Annotated in this window: 16 protein-coding genes; all 16 read left to right on the forward strand. The window is 35.3% G+C overall.

What is annotated here, in order from left to right:
- Positions 1-54: 54 nt before the first annotated feature.
- The 16 genes from N2Z58_04575 (at position 55) to N2Z58_04650 (ending at position 16268) form a co-directional block, all read left to right on the forward strand.
- Positions 55-1137 carry a glycosyltransferase gene (locus tag N2Z58_04575; GenBank protein ID MCX7653936.1) on the forward strand — a complete coding sequence of 361 codons (1083 nt, stop codon included), beginning with the start codon at positions 55-57 and terminating at the stop codon, positions 1135-1137.
- Entirely contained in the window at positions 1130-1774 is a 645-nt protein-coding gene (locus tag N2Z58_04580; GenBank protein MCX7653937.1) for a glycerol-3-phosphate acyltransferase, read from the forward strand. Before N2Z58_04575 ends, N2Z58_04580 begins: the two co-directional genes overlap by 8 nt.
- Positions 1764-2528, forward strand: a complete 765-nt coding sequence (locus N2Z58_04585; protein ID MCX7653938.1) for a hypothetical protein — start codon at positions 1764-1766, stop codon at positions 2526-2528. The genes N2Z58_04580 and N2Z58_04585 overlap by 11 nt, the downstream gene beginning before the upstream one ends.
- A gap of 28 nt (positions 2529-2556) precedes the next feature.
- On the forward strand, positions 2557-3102 hold the full coding sequence (locus N2Z58_04590; GenBank protein ID MCX7653939.1) for an isoprenylcysteine carboxylmethyltransferase family protein: 546 nt from the start codon (positions 2557-2559) through the stop codon (positions 3100-3102).
- Between the two features lie 13 nt (positions 3103-3115).
- Positions 3116-4093 (forward strand): aromatic ring-hydroxylating dioxygenase subunit alpha, encoded by a 978-nt coding sequence (locus N2Z58_04595; GenBank protein ID MCX7653940.1) that lies wholly within the window; start codon positions 3116-3118, stop codon positions 4091-4093.
- Between the two features lie 247 nt (positions 4094-4340).
- Positions 4341-5306 (forward strand): hypothetical protein, encoded by a 966-nt coding sequence (locus N2Z58_04600; protein ID MCX7653941.1) that lies wholly within the window; start codon positions 4341-4343, stop codon positions 5304-5306.
- Positions 5303-5695: a GntR family transcriptional regulator gene (locus tag N2Z58_04605; GenBank protein ID MCX7653942.1), complete on the forward strand. Its 393-nt coding sequence runs from the start codon at positions 5303-5305 to the stop codon at positions 5693-5695. Before N2Z58_04600 ends, N2Z58_04605 begins: the two co-directional genes overlap by 4 nt.
- Entirely contained in the window at positions 5688-6275 is a 588-nt protein-coding gene (locus tag N2Z58_04610) for a hypothetical protein (GenBank protein MCX7653943.1), read from the forward strand. The genes N2Z58_04605 and N2Z58_04610 overlap by 8 nt, the downstream gene beginning before the upstream one ends.
- Positions 6275-7114 carry an ABC transporter ATP-binding protein gene (locus N2Z58_04615; protein ID MCX7653944.1) on the forward strand — a complete coding sequence of 280 codons (840 nt, stop codon included), beginning with the start codon at positions 6275-6277 and terminating at the stop codon, positions 7112-7114. The genes N2Z58_04610 and N2Z58_04615 overlap by 1 nt, the downstream gene beginning before the upstream one ends.
- A 33-nt stretch (positions 7115-7147) precedes the next feature.
- Complete coding sequence (locus tag N2Z58_04620) at positions 7148-9772, forward strand: hypothetical protein (GenBank protein MCX7653945.1); 2625 nt, start codon at positions 7148-7150, stop codon at positions 9770-9772.
- Between the two features lie 24 nt (positions 9773-9796).
- A complete protein-coding gene (locus N2Z58_04625) occupies positions 9797-10315 on the forward strand; it encodes a nitroreductase family protein (protein MCX7653946.1) in 519 nt (172 codons plus the stop codon).
- A 36-nt stretch (positions 10316-10351) separates the two neighbouring features.
- Positions 10352-11200, forward strand: a complete 849-nt coding sequence (locus tag N2Z58_04630; GenBank protein MCX7653947.1) for a DUF4438 domain-containing protein — start codon at positions 10352-10354, stop codon at positions 11198-11200.
- Between the two features lie 301 nt (positions 11201-11501).
- Positions 11502-12485 (forward strand): ketoacyl-ACP synthase III, encoded by a 984-nt coding sequence (locus N2Z58_04635; protein ID MCX7653948.1) that lies wholly within the window; start codon positions 11502-11504, stop codon positions 12483-12485.
- A gap of 131 nt (positions 12486-12616) precedes the next feature.
- A complete protein-coding gene (locus N2Z58_04640) occupies positions 12617-13783 on the forward strand; it encodes a TetR/AcrR family transcriptional regulator (GenBank protein ID MCX7653949.1) in 1167 nt (388 codons plus the stop codon).
- On the forward strand, positions 13780-15063 hold the full coding sequence (locus N2Z58_04645) for a 4-hydroxybutyrate--acetyl-CoA CoA transferase (protein MCX7653950.1): 1284 nt from the start codon (positions 13780-13782) through the stop codon (positions 15061-15063). The genes N2Z58_04640 and N2Z58_04645 overlap by 4 nt, the downstream gene beginning before the upstream one ends.
- 44 nt (positions 15064-15107) lie before the next feature.
- Entirely contained in the window at positions 15108-16268 is a 1161-nt protein-coding gene (locus N2Z58_04650) for an ABC transporter substrate-binding protein (protein MCX7653951.1), read from the forward strand.
- Positions 16269-16278 lie beyond the last annotated feature (10 nt).

The following is a 16278-nucleotide window of genomic DNA, read 5'->3' on the forward strand; positions in this document are numbered from 1 at the left end:
ATTAATCACAGATCGTACCCAAATAATTGATGCTGACTTAAAAAGGGGGATATTATGATATTAAACGTTCTTGTTTTAACTGTTTCAGCTATCATTTCTTTCATTTATCTTAGATATGCAACAATCAATAAATTGAAAGATAGTGGAAAAAGAGTACTAAACAACTGGAAAGTATCTGTGATTATCCCTGCAAGGAATGAAGAGAAAAATATTGGTAAGATTTTATCTTTGTTGAAAAACCAAAGTTTTCCAGCTCATGAAATAATCGTAGTAGATGATAATTCTTCAGACAAAACTTCAGAAATAGCAAGTAATTTTAATGACGTCAAGTTGGTAAAATTAACAGATAATCCTCCCAAAGGTTGGATTGGCAAATCATGGGCTATATGGAATGGGTATTTGAATTCTTCCGGTGATATATTACTTTTCATGGATGCTGACGTAGAACCAACGGAAAAGACACTCGAGATTTTAATTGGTGAGTACGAAAAATATGGAGGATTGATTTCAGTTTGGCCTTATCAAAGATTTGAAAGATTCTACGAACATTTAAACTTGACCTTTAACCTTATTGTCGTTTACGCAAGCAATATGTTTGGTTTTCCCACAAAGAAACCTTCGGGTGTATTTGGACCGATTATCTTAACTTCCAGAAAAGACTATGAATACACAGGTGGCCATGAAAGTGTTAAAGATTCTGTTTTGGAAGATATAAAACTTGGAAAACTGTACATTGGCAAGGGCATTAAGGTAACAAACTTAATAGGTAACGGAATAGTAAAATTTCGTATGTATCCGGGGGGTATAAAACAACTCTTTGAAGGTTTTTCTAAGAATATGTCTTCAGGTGCGATGAGCGGTGGAATATTGAATTTCGCCTCGGCTTTTCTATGGATCTCAGGTTATTACTCCTCATTCTCGAATTTCTCTTTCCCAATTTGGTATTCAATTGCAAGATATTTAATTTTTTCGTTACTGGTGTATTTAATGACAAAACCTATTGGCGACTATAAATGGTACGATGCACTCTTGTATCCTGCACACTTTATTTTTTTCCTAATTGTTTTCTTTTATTCTTTGTATAGAACCATTGTTGTTAGAAAAGTGGTTTGGAGGGGGCGAGAGATTGATGTCTGAATGGTTGTTTTACACTTTACTTATACTATCTCAATTCTTATCAGGTTCGATTATGTACTCTGTCATCTTGGCGAGGATACGAGGTGTTGATCTAAGAAAGATTAGAGATGGTAATCCCGGCTCCAGTAATTTATGGAGAGTCGCAGGACTCAAATGGGGATTCACCGCACTCGCACTTGATTACTTCAAAGGAGTGTTTCCCACAGCAATTTTTGCTTGGAAAGATTCAGTCAACGAGTTGAATTCCTGTATGATAGCTATCGCAGCACTCTTTGGTGTACTTGGTCATGCATTTTCTCCGTTTCTGAAGTTTAAAGGAGGAAAAGCCATAGCAACTACATTCGGTGCTTGGTCTGTTCTAACCAAGTGGGAGGCCCCTACCTTGCTTGGAGCTGTATTTACTATTTTTTCTATTATCAACAAGCTTAAAGGCAAGCAAAAAACAACCCCAGAAGAGGATGCATTAAGAGTTCTTGTTGGATTTTTAGTCCTTTTCATATACACGATGTGGAAAGTTTTAAGTGGTAGATTTGATTTATTAGTACTGTATCTCGGTAACCTCGCGATAATAGTCTTTAAACACAAAACAGAAATGAAAAAATTTATAACTTTAAGGAGGCGAATTAATGAAAGTTAAAAACCATCATTTAATGTCAATTTTTTTAGTAGCTCTGTCACTCTATTCCTCGGTGCTCTTGGCAAACCAAGAGATTTACAATGACTTTTATCAAAAGTTTTTAAATGCCCGAGCTTATCAAAATGCTGAGGAGATTTCAGCGTTGATAAAAAACTTAGAGAATATCTTAACGAAGATCAACAATCCTCACATCTACGATTTCAAAGTACTACTAGCTGAGTGTTATTTAGAATATGGAAATTTGTTTAAAACTGAAAAAGAAAGAAAATTCTACTTTGAGAAAGCACTTTCACTTTCTCAGGAAGTAATAAACATGCAACAAAACAGTGGAAAGGCTTACTATATTGCCGCGATATCAACATCAAGACTTATTGAGTACGCTAATATTTTCCAAAAACTTTCACTTTTGAACAACTTTGATGATTACATGTCAAAAGCCATAAAGTATCTAAACGAAGATGTATATAAAGGTTTTGCTTACATGGGATTTGCTATCAGATATATGAATCCACCTTGGCCTTTTAACGACTATAACAAAAGTGATGTATATTTCAAAGAAGCACAAAAATACATAGGTGACTACTCTGGCTTATACCTCAATTGGGGGTATTTATACTTAAAGACGAATAACAAGCAAAAAGCATTGGAAATGTTCAAAAAAGTTGTGGCTATGGAAGCACATAAATTATTTCCCAAGGCACACGCTGAAAATGTTATAATAGCTAAAGAAGAAATTAAAAAAATTGAAAGATGATTAAATAAAACGTTTCGGGGGGATTTTGATGAGAGCAGTATTTTGGGTGGTGGTAATACTTTGGTGGAGCATAGACTTTTACGTTCTCGTGCTTAAAAAGAACGGGTACCATAAAATTCTTGAAAGAAAAAGTAAGTTTATAATAACATTTCTGATTTTTCTTGGTATTATTTTAGCACTTATTCCTTCAGATTTTAGGGAAAGCTGGAAGACAAGAGAATTCGGAATTTTTCAAGTCATTGGTACTATAATCCTTGCAATAGGTGTTGTAATACGTTTCTTATCTATCATGACGCTTGGTAGACATTTTACACCAGATATAGGCATTGTCGAAGATAAGAAACTTGTGACAAATGGGTTATACAGTAAAATACGACATCCAAGTTACACAGGTGAAATAGTGGCTTTCCTGGGTCTTGCATTAGTTTTTCAACATATTCCGTCTTCGATTTTTGTCTTTGTATTTCCCGCTATCGCATTTGTTTATCGGGCATTTTTGGAGGAAAAGAAACTCATAGAAGAGTTCGGAGAGGAATATCTACAGTATAGGAAGAGAACAAGAATGTTTATTTAAGGGGGTATATCAAGTGATAAAAAACCAGTGGTATGTAGTTTTATCATCAAAACAAGTTAAAAAGGGGAAATTGATTGGTATTACTCGTTTTGGTGAAAAAATGGCACTTTGGAGAGATTTTAACGGAAAAGTCCATTGCATTTCGGATATATGTTGCCATAGGGGGGCTTCTATATCCCACGGAAGACTCATTAATAATGGAGAAAGAATCATGTGCCCATTCCATGGTTTTGAGTATGACCCAACAGGACGTGTGAAAATAATCCCTGCAAACGGTAGAATTGCACCAGTTCCGGAAAATTTCAAAGTTCGTAGCTATAAAACATACGAACATGCAAACTTTATCTGGCTATGGTATGGTGATGAGGAACCAAAAACTGATCCGAAGTTTTTTGATGATATAACAGACGATTTGTCATACTATGAGTTTTGGGAAACGTGGAATGTACATTATTCAAGAGCAATTGAAAACCAACTTGATCCTGTACACGTTCCTTTTGTACATTACAATACCATAGGGAGGGGCAATAGAACAGTTGTTGATGGTCCTCTTGTCAAATGGATTGATGACACTTTGTTTTACTTTTACGTATTCAACAGAGTAGACGATGGAACACCGGCAAAGAAAGCCGAAGAAATTAGCGTCAATGAAAAGAGCAAAGTGTATCTCGAATTTAAATTTCCAAACGTATGGCAAAATCACATCGATGAAAGAATAAGAATTATCGCTGCATTTGCACCTGTAGATGAACAACACACAACTATATACCTGAGATTTTATGTAGGTCTTACAAAAATAAGACTAATCGACAAAATAATTGCATTTTTGGGAACGCCTTTCAACAAGAAGGTCTTACACCAAGACAAAAGAGTCGTTGAAACCCAGGTTCCGAAGAAAAGTGAACTAAAAATGGGAGAAAATCTCATACCGGGTGACGCACCCATATTAGAATACAGAAAAAAGAGAGAGAAATTGAAAAATAAATTCTAAGAAAATCAGAATCAAATTTCTCATACCCTCCACATCCTATGGAGGGTATTTTATTTAAATTATAAATATAAAGTAATATATTATCAATTTGTGTCTCTGAATCTTTACTTGACTTTTTCAAAGCGATGTGATATTGTTATGGTGTTCTACATATATATAACAATATAGAAATAAAACAGTATCAAGGAATGTGTGATGGACGAAAGCTGCTACACAATGGAAGAGATTATTTGAAGGAGAGGATAGCATGAGTAATGATGTGAAGGAAAAGGCGTTTGTTGTAGTGATCTTAATTACATCATGCTTAGCCTTAGGACTCGTTGGGATTTTTGTTTCGTATGTTCCGATTAAAGTTGTTGCGAGTTTCGGTGCGATAGTATGTATTGGATTTTTGTTAAAGCATTACACAAAAAGTATGTTGGGTTTTATTGTATTAGCTATTTTAATCTTTTTGATCCCCGTTGCAGGAGTTACATTGATTGAGCAACTGATAAAGAATGGAAAAACCAACTTTATTACAGAATTTATCGAAAGTATCGCAAAAGATTGGAAATTCCCAACTAGAGGTATGTACTATAAATTCGATGATGAAATGGCAGCTTCAAGAGACTTGAAAATAGATGTTAAAGGCGAAGTCATTATCTCGTTTGTCAATGGAACAAAAGTAAAATATCCAAAAGTCCTTTCTGTTAAAAAAATTGGAGATGCTGCGGAAATTTACGGAGGCGATAAGAAATCAACGTATGTTTTCGAAATTGGAAATAGAAATGTTGAACGGCTTCAAATAAATGGGGTGCATCTGAGAGCTCTTGGAAAAATAAGCGCCTTAAGTTTATTGTTTTCTGCCGTTTCCGTAGAAATGAATGGGGAATTTGTTGCAAAAGAAATAGATGTGGATGGCACAAATATTGAATTTGAAGGAAAGTTTTCATCAAAAAAACTCTCCTTAGATAGTGTGGGGATGAAATTGAAAGGTTCATGTCATGCAGATGATGTTAAAATCAGTGGTGTTGGTATAGGATTGAATTTGAGGGTTTCAGATTGCACCAGTTTTGACATCTCTGGCACGGCAGTAAATGGTATTCTTGTTTACTTAGGAGAAAGGGACTTCAAACTAAATGTTGAAGGTGTCGGAGGTGTTCTTGAATTCAAGAATCTATCAAAAAATTCTGTTGATGTTCAAAGCAATGGCGTCAAGGTAGTGAGAAAATGATAGAGAAGATACCTGATAACATGTTTTGTAACAACTTTAAGAAAGTTGATAAACACAGTGGGGTACCTGCGTATCTTCAGATAGTTAATCAGATAAAAACAAAAATAATGACAGGTCAGTTGAGTAAAGGTATGCAATTACCACCTGTAAGAGAACTTCAAAATATATTTGATGTAAATGTAAATACTATTCTTAAAGCACTCGAAAGGCTTAAGTTTGAAGGGATTGTTGAAGCAAGACAAGGTATTGGATACTTTATTTCGGAGAACATACCTGTTCAGGAAATGGTGATTGAGAGTATTAAAAAGCTTGTTAGATCCTTAAAAGACAAAAATATAGATCTTTATACAACAATAGCACTTATTGAGGAGGTGTGGCGAAATGAGTAACATTCTTTCTATCATACAGGATCATTTTGGATTTTTTGACGCTTATTTAAGAAAGCAGTTTGTGGAGAAAATTAGAACCATAATTTTTTTCATCGTTCTTATGCTCTTCCCAGATAAGAATGTTAAAATGTTCTGTTTGTTTTTCATCATGCTTTTTTCAATTATAAGTGACATAAGACATAACAGAATAGAATTAATGATATTCTTACCTTTCACAAGAAAGATGGTGTATTGGTATGAATTTGGATTTATGACTCTTTTGGTGCTATTAACTACATTTGCAGGTTTGCCATTTTACAGAGACTTCTCTTCTGTTTTAACTAATTTACTAAGTAGTATGATATATCTATCTGGTTATTACGGTGCAATAATTTCTCTGACTATGCTTAGAATTGATGGAATTGCTGCTGCTTTTTTGTTCTTGATAATTGATTCAATCTTGTCATCTTGGGACTCGTATACAAATGTTTTCAGATCAATTAGTCCATCTAGTCAAGGAAATACAGTAAGTTCTTTGATATTTTCCTTAGGCTTACTCTTGATAGGGTATTTAACTTTTGAAAAAGGGGGTAGAAAATGATGGATACGAATTATATAATTGAAGAAGACGAAAATGTACTTGAGGTTCGAAACCTTTCGAAAAGGTTTACAAACAAACAAGTGTTAAGCGATATATCTTTCTGTGTGAGAAAGGGAAGCATATTTGCGCTAATAGGACCAAACGGTGCTGGAAAAACAACAACAATAAAGTGTATACTCGATGTAATTTCAAAAGACAGTGGGGAAGTTGTTATATTTGGTGAGCACTTTAAACCGTATGTAAAAAAAGAAATAGCCGTTGTCTCCGAAGATAGAAGGGTCCTTAGAAATTTTACAGCGAATGATTATGAAAAGTTATGGGCTTCACTTTACAAAAATTGGAATAAACGAACTTTCGACGTACTGATGAGTAGATACAGTTTTAACTTAGCTCAAAAAGTTGACGAATATTCAATAGGTATGAAAACACTATTTTTTGTAATCTTGGCAATATCTTCTGGTTCAAGCTTACTAATTTTAGACGAACCTACACAACATTTGGATCCAACCATTCGATTTGAAATCATGGATTTAATTAAAAATGCTGCTAAGGAAGGTAGAACAATCCTTGTATCTTCACATGAAATATTTGAGCTTGAAGAGTACGCAACAGATTTTGCTATTATAAAATCGGGTGTGGTAATTTATACAGATTCTCTAGACGAAGCAAAGGAAAAACACAGAGTTATAGGTAGAGGTGAAAATTTTATGGCTGGGGAGATCATAGGCTTATTAGGCGACGAACTACTTGTAAGATTGAATGAGAATACTATAAACGTTGGAAGATATCCTAAGTTTAACGATATAGTGGTTGGTTATTTGAACTCAAAAGTTTTGTAATAGCTTTCCAAAAATCAAAGGAGGAGATATTCCATGAAAAGGGTGACTATAGTTATTTTTTTACTAGCAATTTTCTCCATAGTCCAAGCCGGCGTACTTCATTTTGAGCATGCGGATATCGTTTATCCTGAAGGGTATCTTGACATTGCGGTGAAGATTGGAAACATATTTGAAAGCGTCAGATCGGATGTTATAAATCTTATTGGATACGATCCTGGAAGGATCACAATAATACTTCAAGACAAAGGAACAATTAGCAATGGATATACACAGGTTTTGTTGCACAAGAGTATAGTTCTATACGTATGGCCACCAGAAGGTTACACATATTTTCATCTACCTTTGGAAGATTGGTATACTTATTTGATTATTCATGAATTCACACATATGTGTCATCTCTCCTATCAAGACGAACTAGCGAAATTTATAAGCTTGATAACAGGACTTCCATACTTACCTCAACTTAGTAGCCCATTTATCGAAGGAACAACAGTTTTTGCAGAAAGCTCGTTTTCACTGTCCTCCGGAAGACTCAACAATCCATTTTTCTCTAATGGTTTGTACTACTATTCTTTACCAAATTTTCCCTCCTTCAGTTACAAGGAAATTGTTCCGTATGATGATTACCGTGGTGGATTGTTGTACTACAACTTCACAGCAGGGTTTTATAAATACCTTGTGGACACATACGGTCTTGAGAAGATGAAAAAATTTATTGCAAAGACATCAGAAACCGTCCCATTGATATTAAACCCTGATAAAGAGGTCGTGGACCCATATGAGTTTGCATTTGGCAAAAAATTTGATGAACTTTACACAGATTGGATTATGTATTTAACTAAACTTGATTACTCACAAGGTAAACTAATCTATCAATTGAGAAATTCATACATAATGCGAGTAGATTCAGTCGGAAGAGACCTTTCCATACTAAGGCAATCATTCGGCGCTGCGACATCCTATGTAGGCTCATTTGAAAATGGAGTCTTATTCATCGATGATTTGAATTTAAAAGTTGTAAAAGATTTACCGTTGAATGCAAACGATGTGAGGTACGATGGTGGGAAAATATACGCCCTTGTTCCTTCACTATCATTTGACAAATACGAAAACAAGATTTGGGACGTAACAAGAAACAAACTTGTTGCCTCAGGGTACATAACATCTTTCGGCGTCAAAAATGGTCAGATTTACGTAAGTTATTACGATACGAAGAAATTGAAATCAAAAATCAAACAAATTAATGGTGAGTTTGAGTACACCTTCGACGGTTATATCAGAGCGATGGATGTTTCCAACGATTATATAGTATTCTTGACGATTGATAACAAAATTGTAGTTCTAGATAAAAATGCCAATGAGGTAGCTTTTATAAAAGATAGGAATATGAAAGGTCCGTTTGTAAAGATTGATGGCAAACGTATACTCTTCTCAAGAGTAGAAGGAAATTATGTAATACCATATTATTACAATTTAGATAACAACAAATTCTACAAACTTGCAAGCAAAACCTTACTTTCGGACTTCACCATACACAAGGATGAGCTATACTATGTCAGTTATGTGCCCTACGGAAAGACAGGCGGTATGGGAATTTATAAGCAAAAAATAGAACTGGAAGAATTAGATAAACTGCCAAACGAATCCCCTATTTCAAATATATCAATAAAACAACACAATTATGAAAAAGGTGATGAGTTAGCCTTTAGATTTGGAACATTTTTGAGACCAGTTACTTGGGCTCCAATGTATACTTCTCAAGTCCAGGAAAATGAGAGTATCATACATAACCTGTATATAATCTTTACTTTTTCGAACGTTGAGAATGATACATTTGTTGCACTAACTCCCATACTTGATGTTTATCAAAGCACACCAAATTCTTTCGATTTTACCATACTTGGTTTTAGGCAGTTTGTAGGTTTTGTTACGCTAAAAGACTTTTGGGGTCTTTCAGCAAGCTACATATATCCAACTAATGATTATAGTTTATTAGGAGAATTAACTTTAGGTAGTTTTGACATCTCACCTAGCACATCAGTATATCTGCGCAGTGGTATTAATTTTAAGTCAAGCAAAGATTACACACTTGATAATGTCTTCAGCTTAATAGGTGGTTTAGACGTACCTTACATAGATTCAAAAACGGTCAGCTTTGGCATTTTAACATTTACAAACCTTTTCTCAAGACCAGTAAGAATTGCAAACTGGATTGTTTCTTCAAATGACAAATTTGATCAGCTTTTGACTCCGAATAGTTTTTATACACAAAACTCACTACTGTTTGCACTAAACAACGACACAAGTTTCTTAGCTCTTACAACAACAAAATTATCAGATCTATCAAAAACTCAATACGATGTTTCCTTAGCACTGACTTTATTCAAAGATTCTGCTGAATTATTTGGTGGTCAAGTACTGTTGAAAAACTCTGGCGTTACACTTGGTCTTGCTAACCCAGGTAACATTCATGGTTTTTATTCACAGTTTTTCATAGAAACGTATCTTGGTAGCTTCAAATTGTATCCAAGCATTGGTGTGTTTTTGCAAATGATGGATTTGTATGGATTTCAACCACCTAATTTTAACGGAATAATTTATTTTGGTATAGGTTCATCTCCTCACTTAATTAATATTGTAAGTGGTATACCATTCTAATATACCGAAAAAGGGGGGATTACATTGGATATTTTGGAGGTTGTTCAAAAAAGAAGGAGTATACGTTTATTCTCCGAAAAAGATATACCTGACGAAATATTATATAATATCGTAAAATATTCGCTTTTAGCACCAAGTGGCAGAAACTTGAAACCTGTTGAGCTTGTAGTTATAAAAAATAAAGATACAATAAAAAAGATTATGAAAACACGTGAAGGTGCATTCTCTTTTTTGAAAACTGCACCAGTATGCATAGTGGTGACAGCAAACCAAGAAAGTGGCACGTGGATATCAGATAGCTCTATCGTAGCTTCATATATCCAATTATTAGCTGTTAACTTTGGACTTGGTAGCTGCTGGGGACATGCTCACGAAAGATACCATGATGGAAAGGCAGTTGAAGAAGAAATTAAAACGATCCTCGGAATACCATCGAATTTTGGGGTGTTATGTGTAATTGGAATGGGCTATCCATCAGAAGAGAAGCCGTTCCACACATTGGAAGAAGTTGACAAAAGTAGAATACATTTTGAAAAGTGGTAATTAATTTTAAAGACTTAGGAAAGGAGATGTTTAATCTTGAGGACAAACAAAGATAAAGTTGTCAAATTATCGATCCTTGTTGAAGTTGCACATCCTATTGTACGCATGCCAGTTGTTGATGGAGAAGGTAACTCGCATTATCTCCCAGGTGTTGGTGGAATAACCTACAACTTTGGTTTGGGTGATAACGCATTTGATATCCATGGAGACCATATCGAACCAGACATCAGTGCCAAACACAGCAATAAAGATCTCAACCCCACATGTATGGCATTAGCTTGCATTGGAAACGAAGCAATTGTGGTTTCTGGTGATGGTAAAGGTATGAAAGGATATGTTATCGGAAAGCATGGAGGTATAGATCATATACTCATCTGGTTACCAGAAAAAGAAAAACTAGTAATAGGAGACAAAATACAAATCAAAGCCTACGGACAAGGTTTGGAGTTAGTAGACTATCCAAAAATCAAGCTCTTTAACATCGATCCAGAATTATTTGAAAAAATACCAATTCAGGAAAAGGATAGTAAACTGTATGTACCTGTTACAGCAAAAGTTCCAGCCTATCTTACAGGTTCAGGGATTGGAGCAGGTAATCCAGCAGCAACAGATTACGACATGAACACACTTGATAAAGATGAAGTAAAGAAACTTGGATTAAATAAAGTTAGAATAGGTGATTTAATAGCAATTGAAGATCATTATAATGGTGACGGCGCAGGAGGTTATAAACTTGGTGCAATATCAATAGGTGTGGTAGTTCACTCTAACTGTCTTAAAACAGGACATGGACCTGGAATCGTGATAATAATGACTTCAAAAGATGGTCAAATAATACCGGTAATCAACGAATCAAGCAACATCAAAAATTACCTAGGGATATAGAAATACTCTGGTGCTTTCAAAAAACCTGCGTCTCATTTTGACGCAGGTTTTTTGTATCAAATATTCTAATCAAAAGCCAAACCGTGATAGACTGCATGAGAATAAAAATTCCTATATTAATCATGCCCTCTTCTTTTTCATCAACGATTATGCCAAAATACGGGCTGCTAAACAAAATTGTATATTGTGATATAATCTGAAAGGTGATTCATATGTAATATGAAATATGATTCATATTAAATGTTTCTCAAACAGTAATACTATCTTTCCAATCTTTAACATTTTACAAGGAGGAAGATGTATGAAGTATGCAAAAATTATATCATCTGGTATGTACGTACCTCAGAAAGTTATGAGTAACGCTGAATTTGAAAAACTAACAATGTTCACTATCGATCCATATTTTTCTGAAGTCATAGGTATCAACCATCGACACATTTCTGAAGATTGGGAAACACCAACCTATATGGCAGCACAAGCCTCGAAAAAGGCACTTCAACGTATTGGGATGAACCCCGAAGAGCTTGATTTAATCATAGTCGGAACTGACACACCAGAATCTGTATCTCCACCAGATGCACCTCGAGTTCAATATTTAATTGGCGCACATAAGGCTGAACCGCTGGCATTTAACGTGAATGCCTCTTGTGCTAATGGTGCTTTATTACTTGACATAGCAGCAAGGTATATAGCCACGGGGGATTACAAAAATGTACTCGTTGTTGGTACTTACGCTATGACGAAGTTCCTCAGTTGGAAATATTCTTGGGAAGCACTTTTTAGTGACGGAGCTGGTGCCATTGTTCTAACAGCATCAGACAAACCTGGTTACATAGGTAGTGTTTCCAGAGCCGATGGAAGCTGGTGGCAAAATTGGGGAATTTATATGGGAGCGGGTACAATGAATTTGCAAGGTTTTGAAAGAGGTTTGCACAAATTAGACCTGAGATCTGCATATCCTTCAACAGTCAATGAAGAAGGTTGGCCTATGCTTATCAATAAATTGATAGAAAAATACCATATTGCTAAGGAAGATATAGGCATGATATTCTTCACACAGGTTAGAAAGAAAACTATAGAAAAAGTTATGGAAACAATGCAGTTACCAACAGAGAAAGCTCACATGATAATGCACAAATATGGTTACACCGGTTCTGCATGTGTATATATGGCATACGATGACGCATTCGATGAAGGGAGACTCTCGGATCTTAAAGATAAAGTTATTATCTTCTTAACCTCAGGTGTTGGCTTCCAACAAGTTGCAGTTGCATTTAGAGTTTAGTTTATAAGGTTTTGCTACTTTGCTTTATCCTTTTAATAGACCAAGAAACGCGATTTTAACGGAGGTGTAGTAATCTGGAAAATAATTTTTCAGCTAAAGTAAGTAATTCAAAAAAGAAAACACAAAAGCGTATACCGCAAAGAGTTGATGGTGTTGAATCAAAGAGCAAGATAAAAAATTCAGCAATACAATTGTTTAGTACCCGTAGTTTTTCAGATGTGTCGGTATCACAGATTACCAAACTGGCAAATCTAAGTACAGGAGCATTCTACCAATATTACATAAACAAAGACGAATTATTTAGAGAGATAACTGAAGAGTTTTTTACAGAACTTGAAACAAATTTAAGAGGAGATACTCTCAAGGATGTAGGATTAAAGTTTTTAAACTTTTCATTTGAAAGGTCAGATTTTGTGAAAATAGTTCATTTAAACGAATATTCGTTTGAATGGTTAAGAAACGAGTATGAAAATATACTGAGGAAAGTATCAAGAGAATTCGGACTAACTCATGTTGGGCATTTTTATTTCTGGTCACCTCTAAAATTTATAGTGGCGTTTTTTGATCTTTTGGAAGTTGATATAGACTACGAACACTTTATAACTTTGATTTTAGATGGTGCTATTGCTCAATGCGAAGAAAAAATCCCAGAAAGTGTTTTTGATTTTACACCTTTAAGACACGTCTTGGAAGATGATGAGAAAAGAGAGCAAATACTTGCAAGTGCTGAGAGCTTGTTCGGGCTGTATGGATATGAGAAAACCTTGGTATATGACATTGCTAAGGCTTCAGGAATAGCAGTGGGAACATTTTATCTGTATTTTAAAAATAAAATACAAGTGTTACGTGAACTTGTTAGATGGATCAGTAAAGGTTTAAGATACAACGTAAAACTTGCCGTTGAAAAATTTAGCTCTCATAATCGCATTATCCAAGAAATAGCTGGTCTGTATGCTTTCTTGAAATTTTTCAAAGTTCATTCCAACATGTACAAAATTGTTCGAGAAAGTCAATCTGTAGACAGAAACATCGCAAAAGAGTATTACAATTCTATCTATGAACCTTACATCAATAGTTTAAAAAAAGCTGTTGCACAGGGTCAGCTTGTTTTAAAAAAGACGTACAGTGCAGAAGAAGAAATAAGTTACATAGTTCTCTTGTTGATGAGTTTTGGACATTATGCCGGTGAAAAATACCTTCTAACAGGGCACATAAACGGTGAAAAAGATGAACAAATTCAAAGCTTTCTCTTTGAGCTTTACGAATACATATGCAGAGGTTTGGAGGTGTCACGATGAATGTTGATAAGCTTTATAAAGAAAAGCTCGTTGATATAGACTACGTACTTTCCATTTTAAAAGACAATTGGACAATAGTTGTTGGTATGACGCCAATGGAACCAAAGGTTTTTCAAAGAAACCTACATCGTACAAAAGCGAGTAATCTTGAAATATTCACTTGCTTGAACACAGAACCATACGAATATTGTACCAATCCTGAACACTTTCAAAAGTTCAGTAACTACTCATGGTTCTTTGGTCCACACAATAGAAAACTTTCTAAAAATACCTACTACGTGCCAAATAATTTACATCAGGCTGCAACAAATCTTATAGAGACTACTAAGATAAACATGTTTGTGGGGGTTACTTCACCCATGGATTCGAAAGGTTTTTTTACATTGTCCGCGAGTGTCGTGTATGAAAAGGATGTTATTGAACATGCCGATTTAGTTGTATTGGAAGTTAACCCCAATGCTCCGCGAACGCATGGTGATACACAAGTTCATATCTCAGATGTCGATTACATAATCGAGGTAGATTATGAACTACCTCAGGCAGAACTACTTGAACCATCAGATTCTGAGCGTAAGATTGCGGAAAATATAGTTGAACTCATAGAAGACGGTGCAACATTGCAACTTGGTATTGGAGGTATACCGAATGCAGTTGCAAAATTCTTAAAAGGAAAAAAGGATTTAGGTGTCCATACTGAAATGTTCACAGAGAGCATGATTGAACTTTTTGAGGAGGGAGTGATAACAAATAAAAGAAAAAGTATCTGGAATGGGAAATTCGTTTGCACGTTCGCGTATGGTTCAAAGAAGATGTATCAATTTTTGGATGAGAATCCAGCTGTATTGTTTCTTAGGGGTAAATATGTAAACGATCCTTATGTTATATCACAAAATGAGAAAATGGTAAGCATCAACACTGCATTGATGGTAGATTTAACTGGTAATGTCTGCTCAGAAGCGATTGGAACATCACATTATAGTGGTACTGGAGGTCAACTTGATACACACAGAGGTGCAGTAAAAAGTAAAGGTGGGAAAGGCATAATTGCTATGAGATCAACTGCAAAAGATGGCACAATATCAACAATCGTCCCGTTGTTGCCACAAGGCTCTCCAATCACAGTACCAAGACAGGAACTTGATTATTTAGTTACGGAATGGGGTGCAGTTAGGTTAAGAGGACTACCAACAAGAAAACGGGCATTAGCATTAATATCAGTTGCGCATCCGGATTTTAGACAAGAGCTCAAAAAGGAAGCGGAAAAGTTGGGGATAATTTAGCAAAAATATAATCTTTTTTTACCATAACACAGGAGGTGGGTTCTATGAGAAAACTTTTAGGTATTTTGCTACTCTTAGGTCTTTTTGTAAGTTTATTCGCTGAGGTTGGCGTATATAGCGACAAAGTAGTTATTGGAACTTTCCAAGCATTATCAGGACCATACGCAATCATTGGTCAAGAAATGACTAAGGGAATGAGAGCGTATTTCAACTGGATAAACAAGCGTGGAGGAATACATGGCAGGACCATAGAATTAATCGTAGCAGATGATCAGCTCAACCCTGCTAAAACCGTTGTTGAGGTAAAAAGATTGGTGGAACAAGACAAAGTCTTTGCAATCGTTGGTGGACTTGGCACGTACGGTTGTTTAGCCGTTATGGATTATCTTGAACAAAACAAAGTACCTTTTGTCTACCAAGGTGCAGGTACATCCAAACTCGTTGTACCACCAAAAAGATACATATTTGGAGTTCAACCAGACTACACACTTGAAGGAACACTTATAGCCAAATTTGTTGCTGAAATCAATAACTTCAAGGCACCAGCGATAGTTTACATGAACAACGACATAGGGCTTGAAGGTTATGCAGCTTTCAAAGATAAATTAGCAGATTACAAGCGTCAAACAGTAGCGGAAGTTTCATATAACCCAGCTGATACAGACTACAGTGGTTTGGTCGTAAGACTTGTTGAAAAGAATCCAGATGTCATAATCATTTATGGCTTATTGACAGACACTATAAGATGGGTAAAAACAATAAGAGATTACGGACTTAACAGCAAGATTATAACAATCTATCCAAATGCTGATCCATCTTTCATAAATCTCGCAGGAAACTATGCAGAAGGAATAATATTCACTGGTTGGGTACCACTTGCTACACCTGATAGACCAGAATTTGTCAGAGATTATCAAAGGGCATTTTCGATATTCCAGGAAAGTTATCCAAAGCAAAACATGTCTTCATATGCAGTTGCCGGCTTTATAGCTGCTGAGGTATTTATAGAAGGACTTGTAAGAGCTGGAAAGAATCTTACAAGAGAGGGACTTGTAAAAGCACTTGAAAGCTTCAAGGGATGGAATGGTATACTTGCAAAAGATATTACTTGGGGACCGAATGTAAGACGTGGTAAATCCTCAATGTACTTTATGGTTGTTAAAAACAAACAATTTGTACCATTGACAGATTTAATAAGACCATAATATTTTTGCA

It is taken from the genome of Fervidobacterium sp., from assembly GCA_026419195.1.
Classification (GTDB): domain Bacteria; phylum Thermotogota; class Thermotogae; order Thermotogales; family Fervidobacteriaceae; genus Fervidobacterium.

What these genes read in the sequence shown, in the direction of transcription:
- N2Z58_04575 (MCX7653936.1), top strand. Translation starts at nt 55, where the DNA reads ATGATATTAAACGTTCTTGTTTTAACTGTTTCAGCTATCATTTCTTTC.
- N2Z58_04580 (MCX7653937.1), top strand. Translation starts at nt 1,130, where the DNA reads ATGTCTGAATGGTTGTTTTACACTTTACTTATACTATCTCAATTCTTA.
- N2Z58_04585 (MCX7653938.1), top strand. Translation starts at nt 1,764, where the DNA reads ATGAAAGTTAAAAACCATCATTTAATGTCAATTTTTTTAGTAGCTCTG.
- N2Z58_04590 (MCX7653939.1), top strand. Translation starts at nt 2,557, where the DNA reads ATGAGAGCAGTATTTTGGGTGGTGGTAATACTTTGGTGGAGCATAGAC.
- N2Z58_04600 (MCX7653941.1), top strand. Translation starts at nt 4,341, where the DNA reads ATGAGTAATGATGTGAAGGAAAAGGCGTTTGTTGTAGTGATCTTAATT.
- N2Z58_04605 (MCX7653942.1), top strand. Translation starts at nt 5,303, where the DNA reads ATGATAGAGAAGATACCTGATAACATGTTTTGTAACAACTTTAAGAAA.
- N2Z58_04610 (MCX7653943.1), top strand. Translation starts at nt 5,688, where the DNA reads ATGAGTAACATTCTTTCTATCATACAGGATCATTTTGGATTTTTTGAC.
- N2Z58_04615 (MCX7653944.1), top strand. Translation starts at nt 6,275, where the DNA reads ATGGATACGAATTATATAATTGAAGAAGACGAAAATGTACTTGAGGTT.
- N2Z58_04620 (MCX7653945.1), top strand. Translation starts at nt 7,148, where the DNA reads ATGAAAAGGGTGACTATAGTTATTTTTTTACTAGCAATTTTCTCCATA.
- N2Z58_04635 (MCX7653948.1), top strand. Translation starts at nt 11,502, where the DNA reads ATGAAGTATGCAAAAATTATATCATCTGGTATGTACGTACCTCAGAAA.
- N2Z58_04645 (MCX7653950.1), top strand. Translation starts at nt 13,780, where the DNA reads ATGAATGTTGATAAGCTTTATAAAGAAAAGCTCGTTGATATAGACTAC.
- N2Z58_04650 (MCX7653951.1), top strand. Translation starts at nt 15,108, where the DNA reads ATGAGAAAACTTTTAGGTATTTTGCTACTCTTAGGTCTTTTTGTAAGT.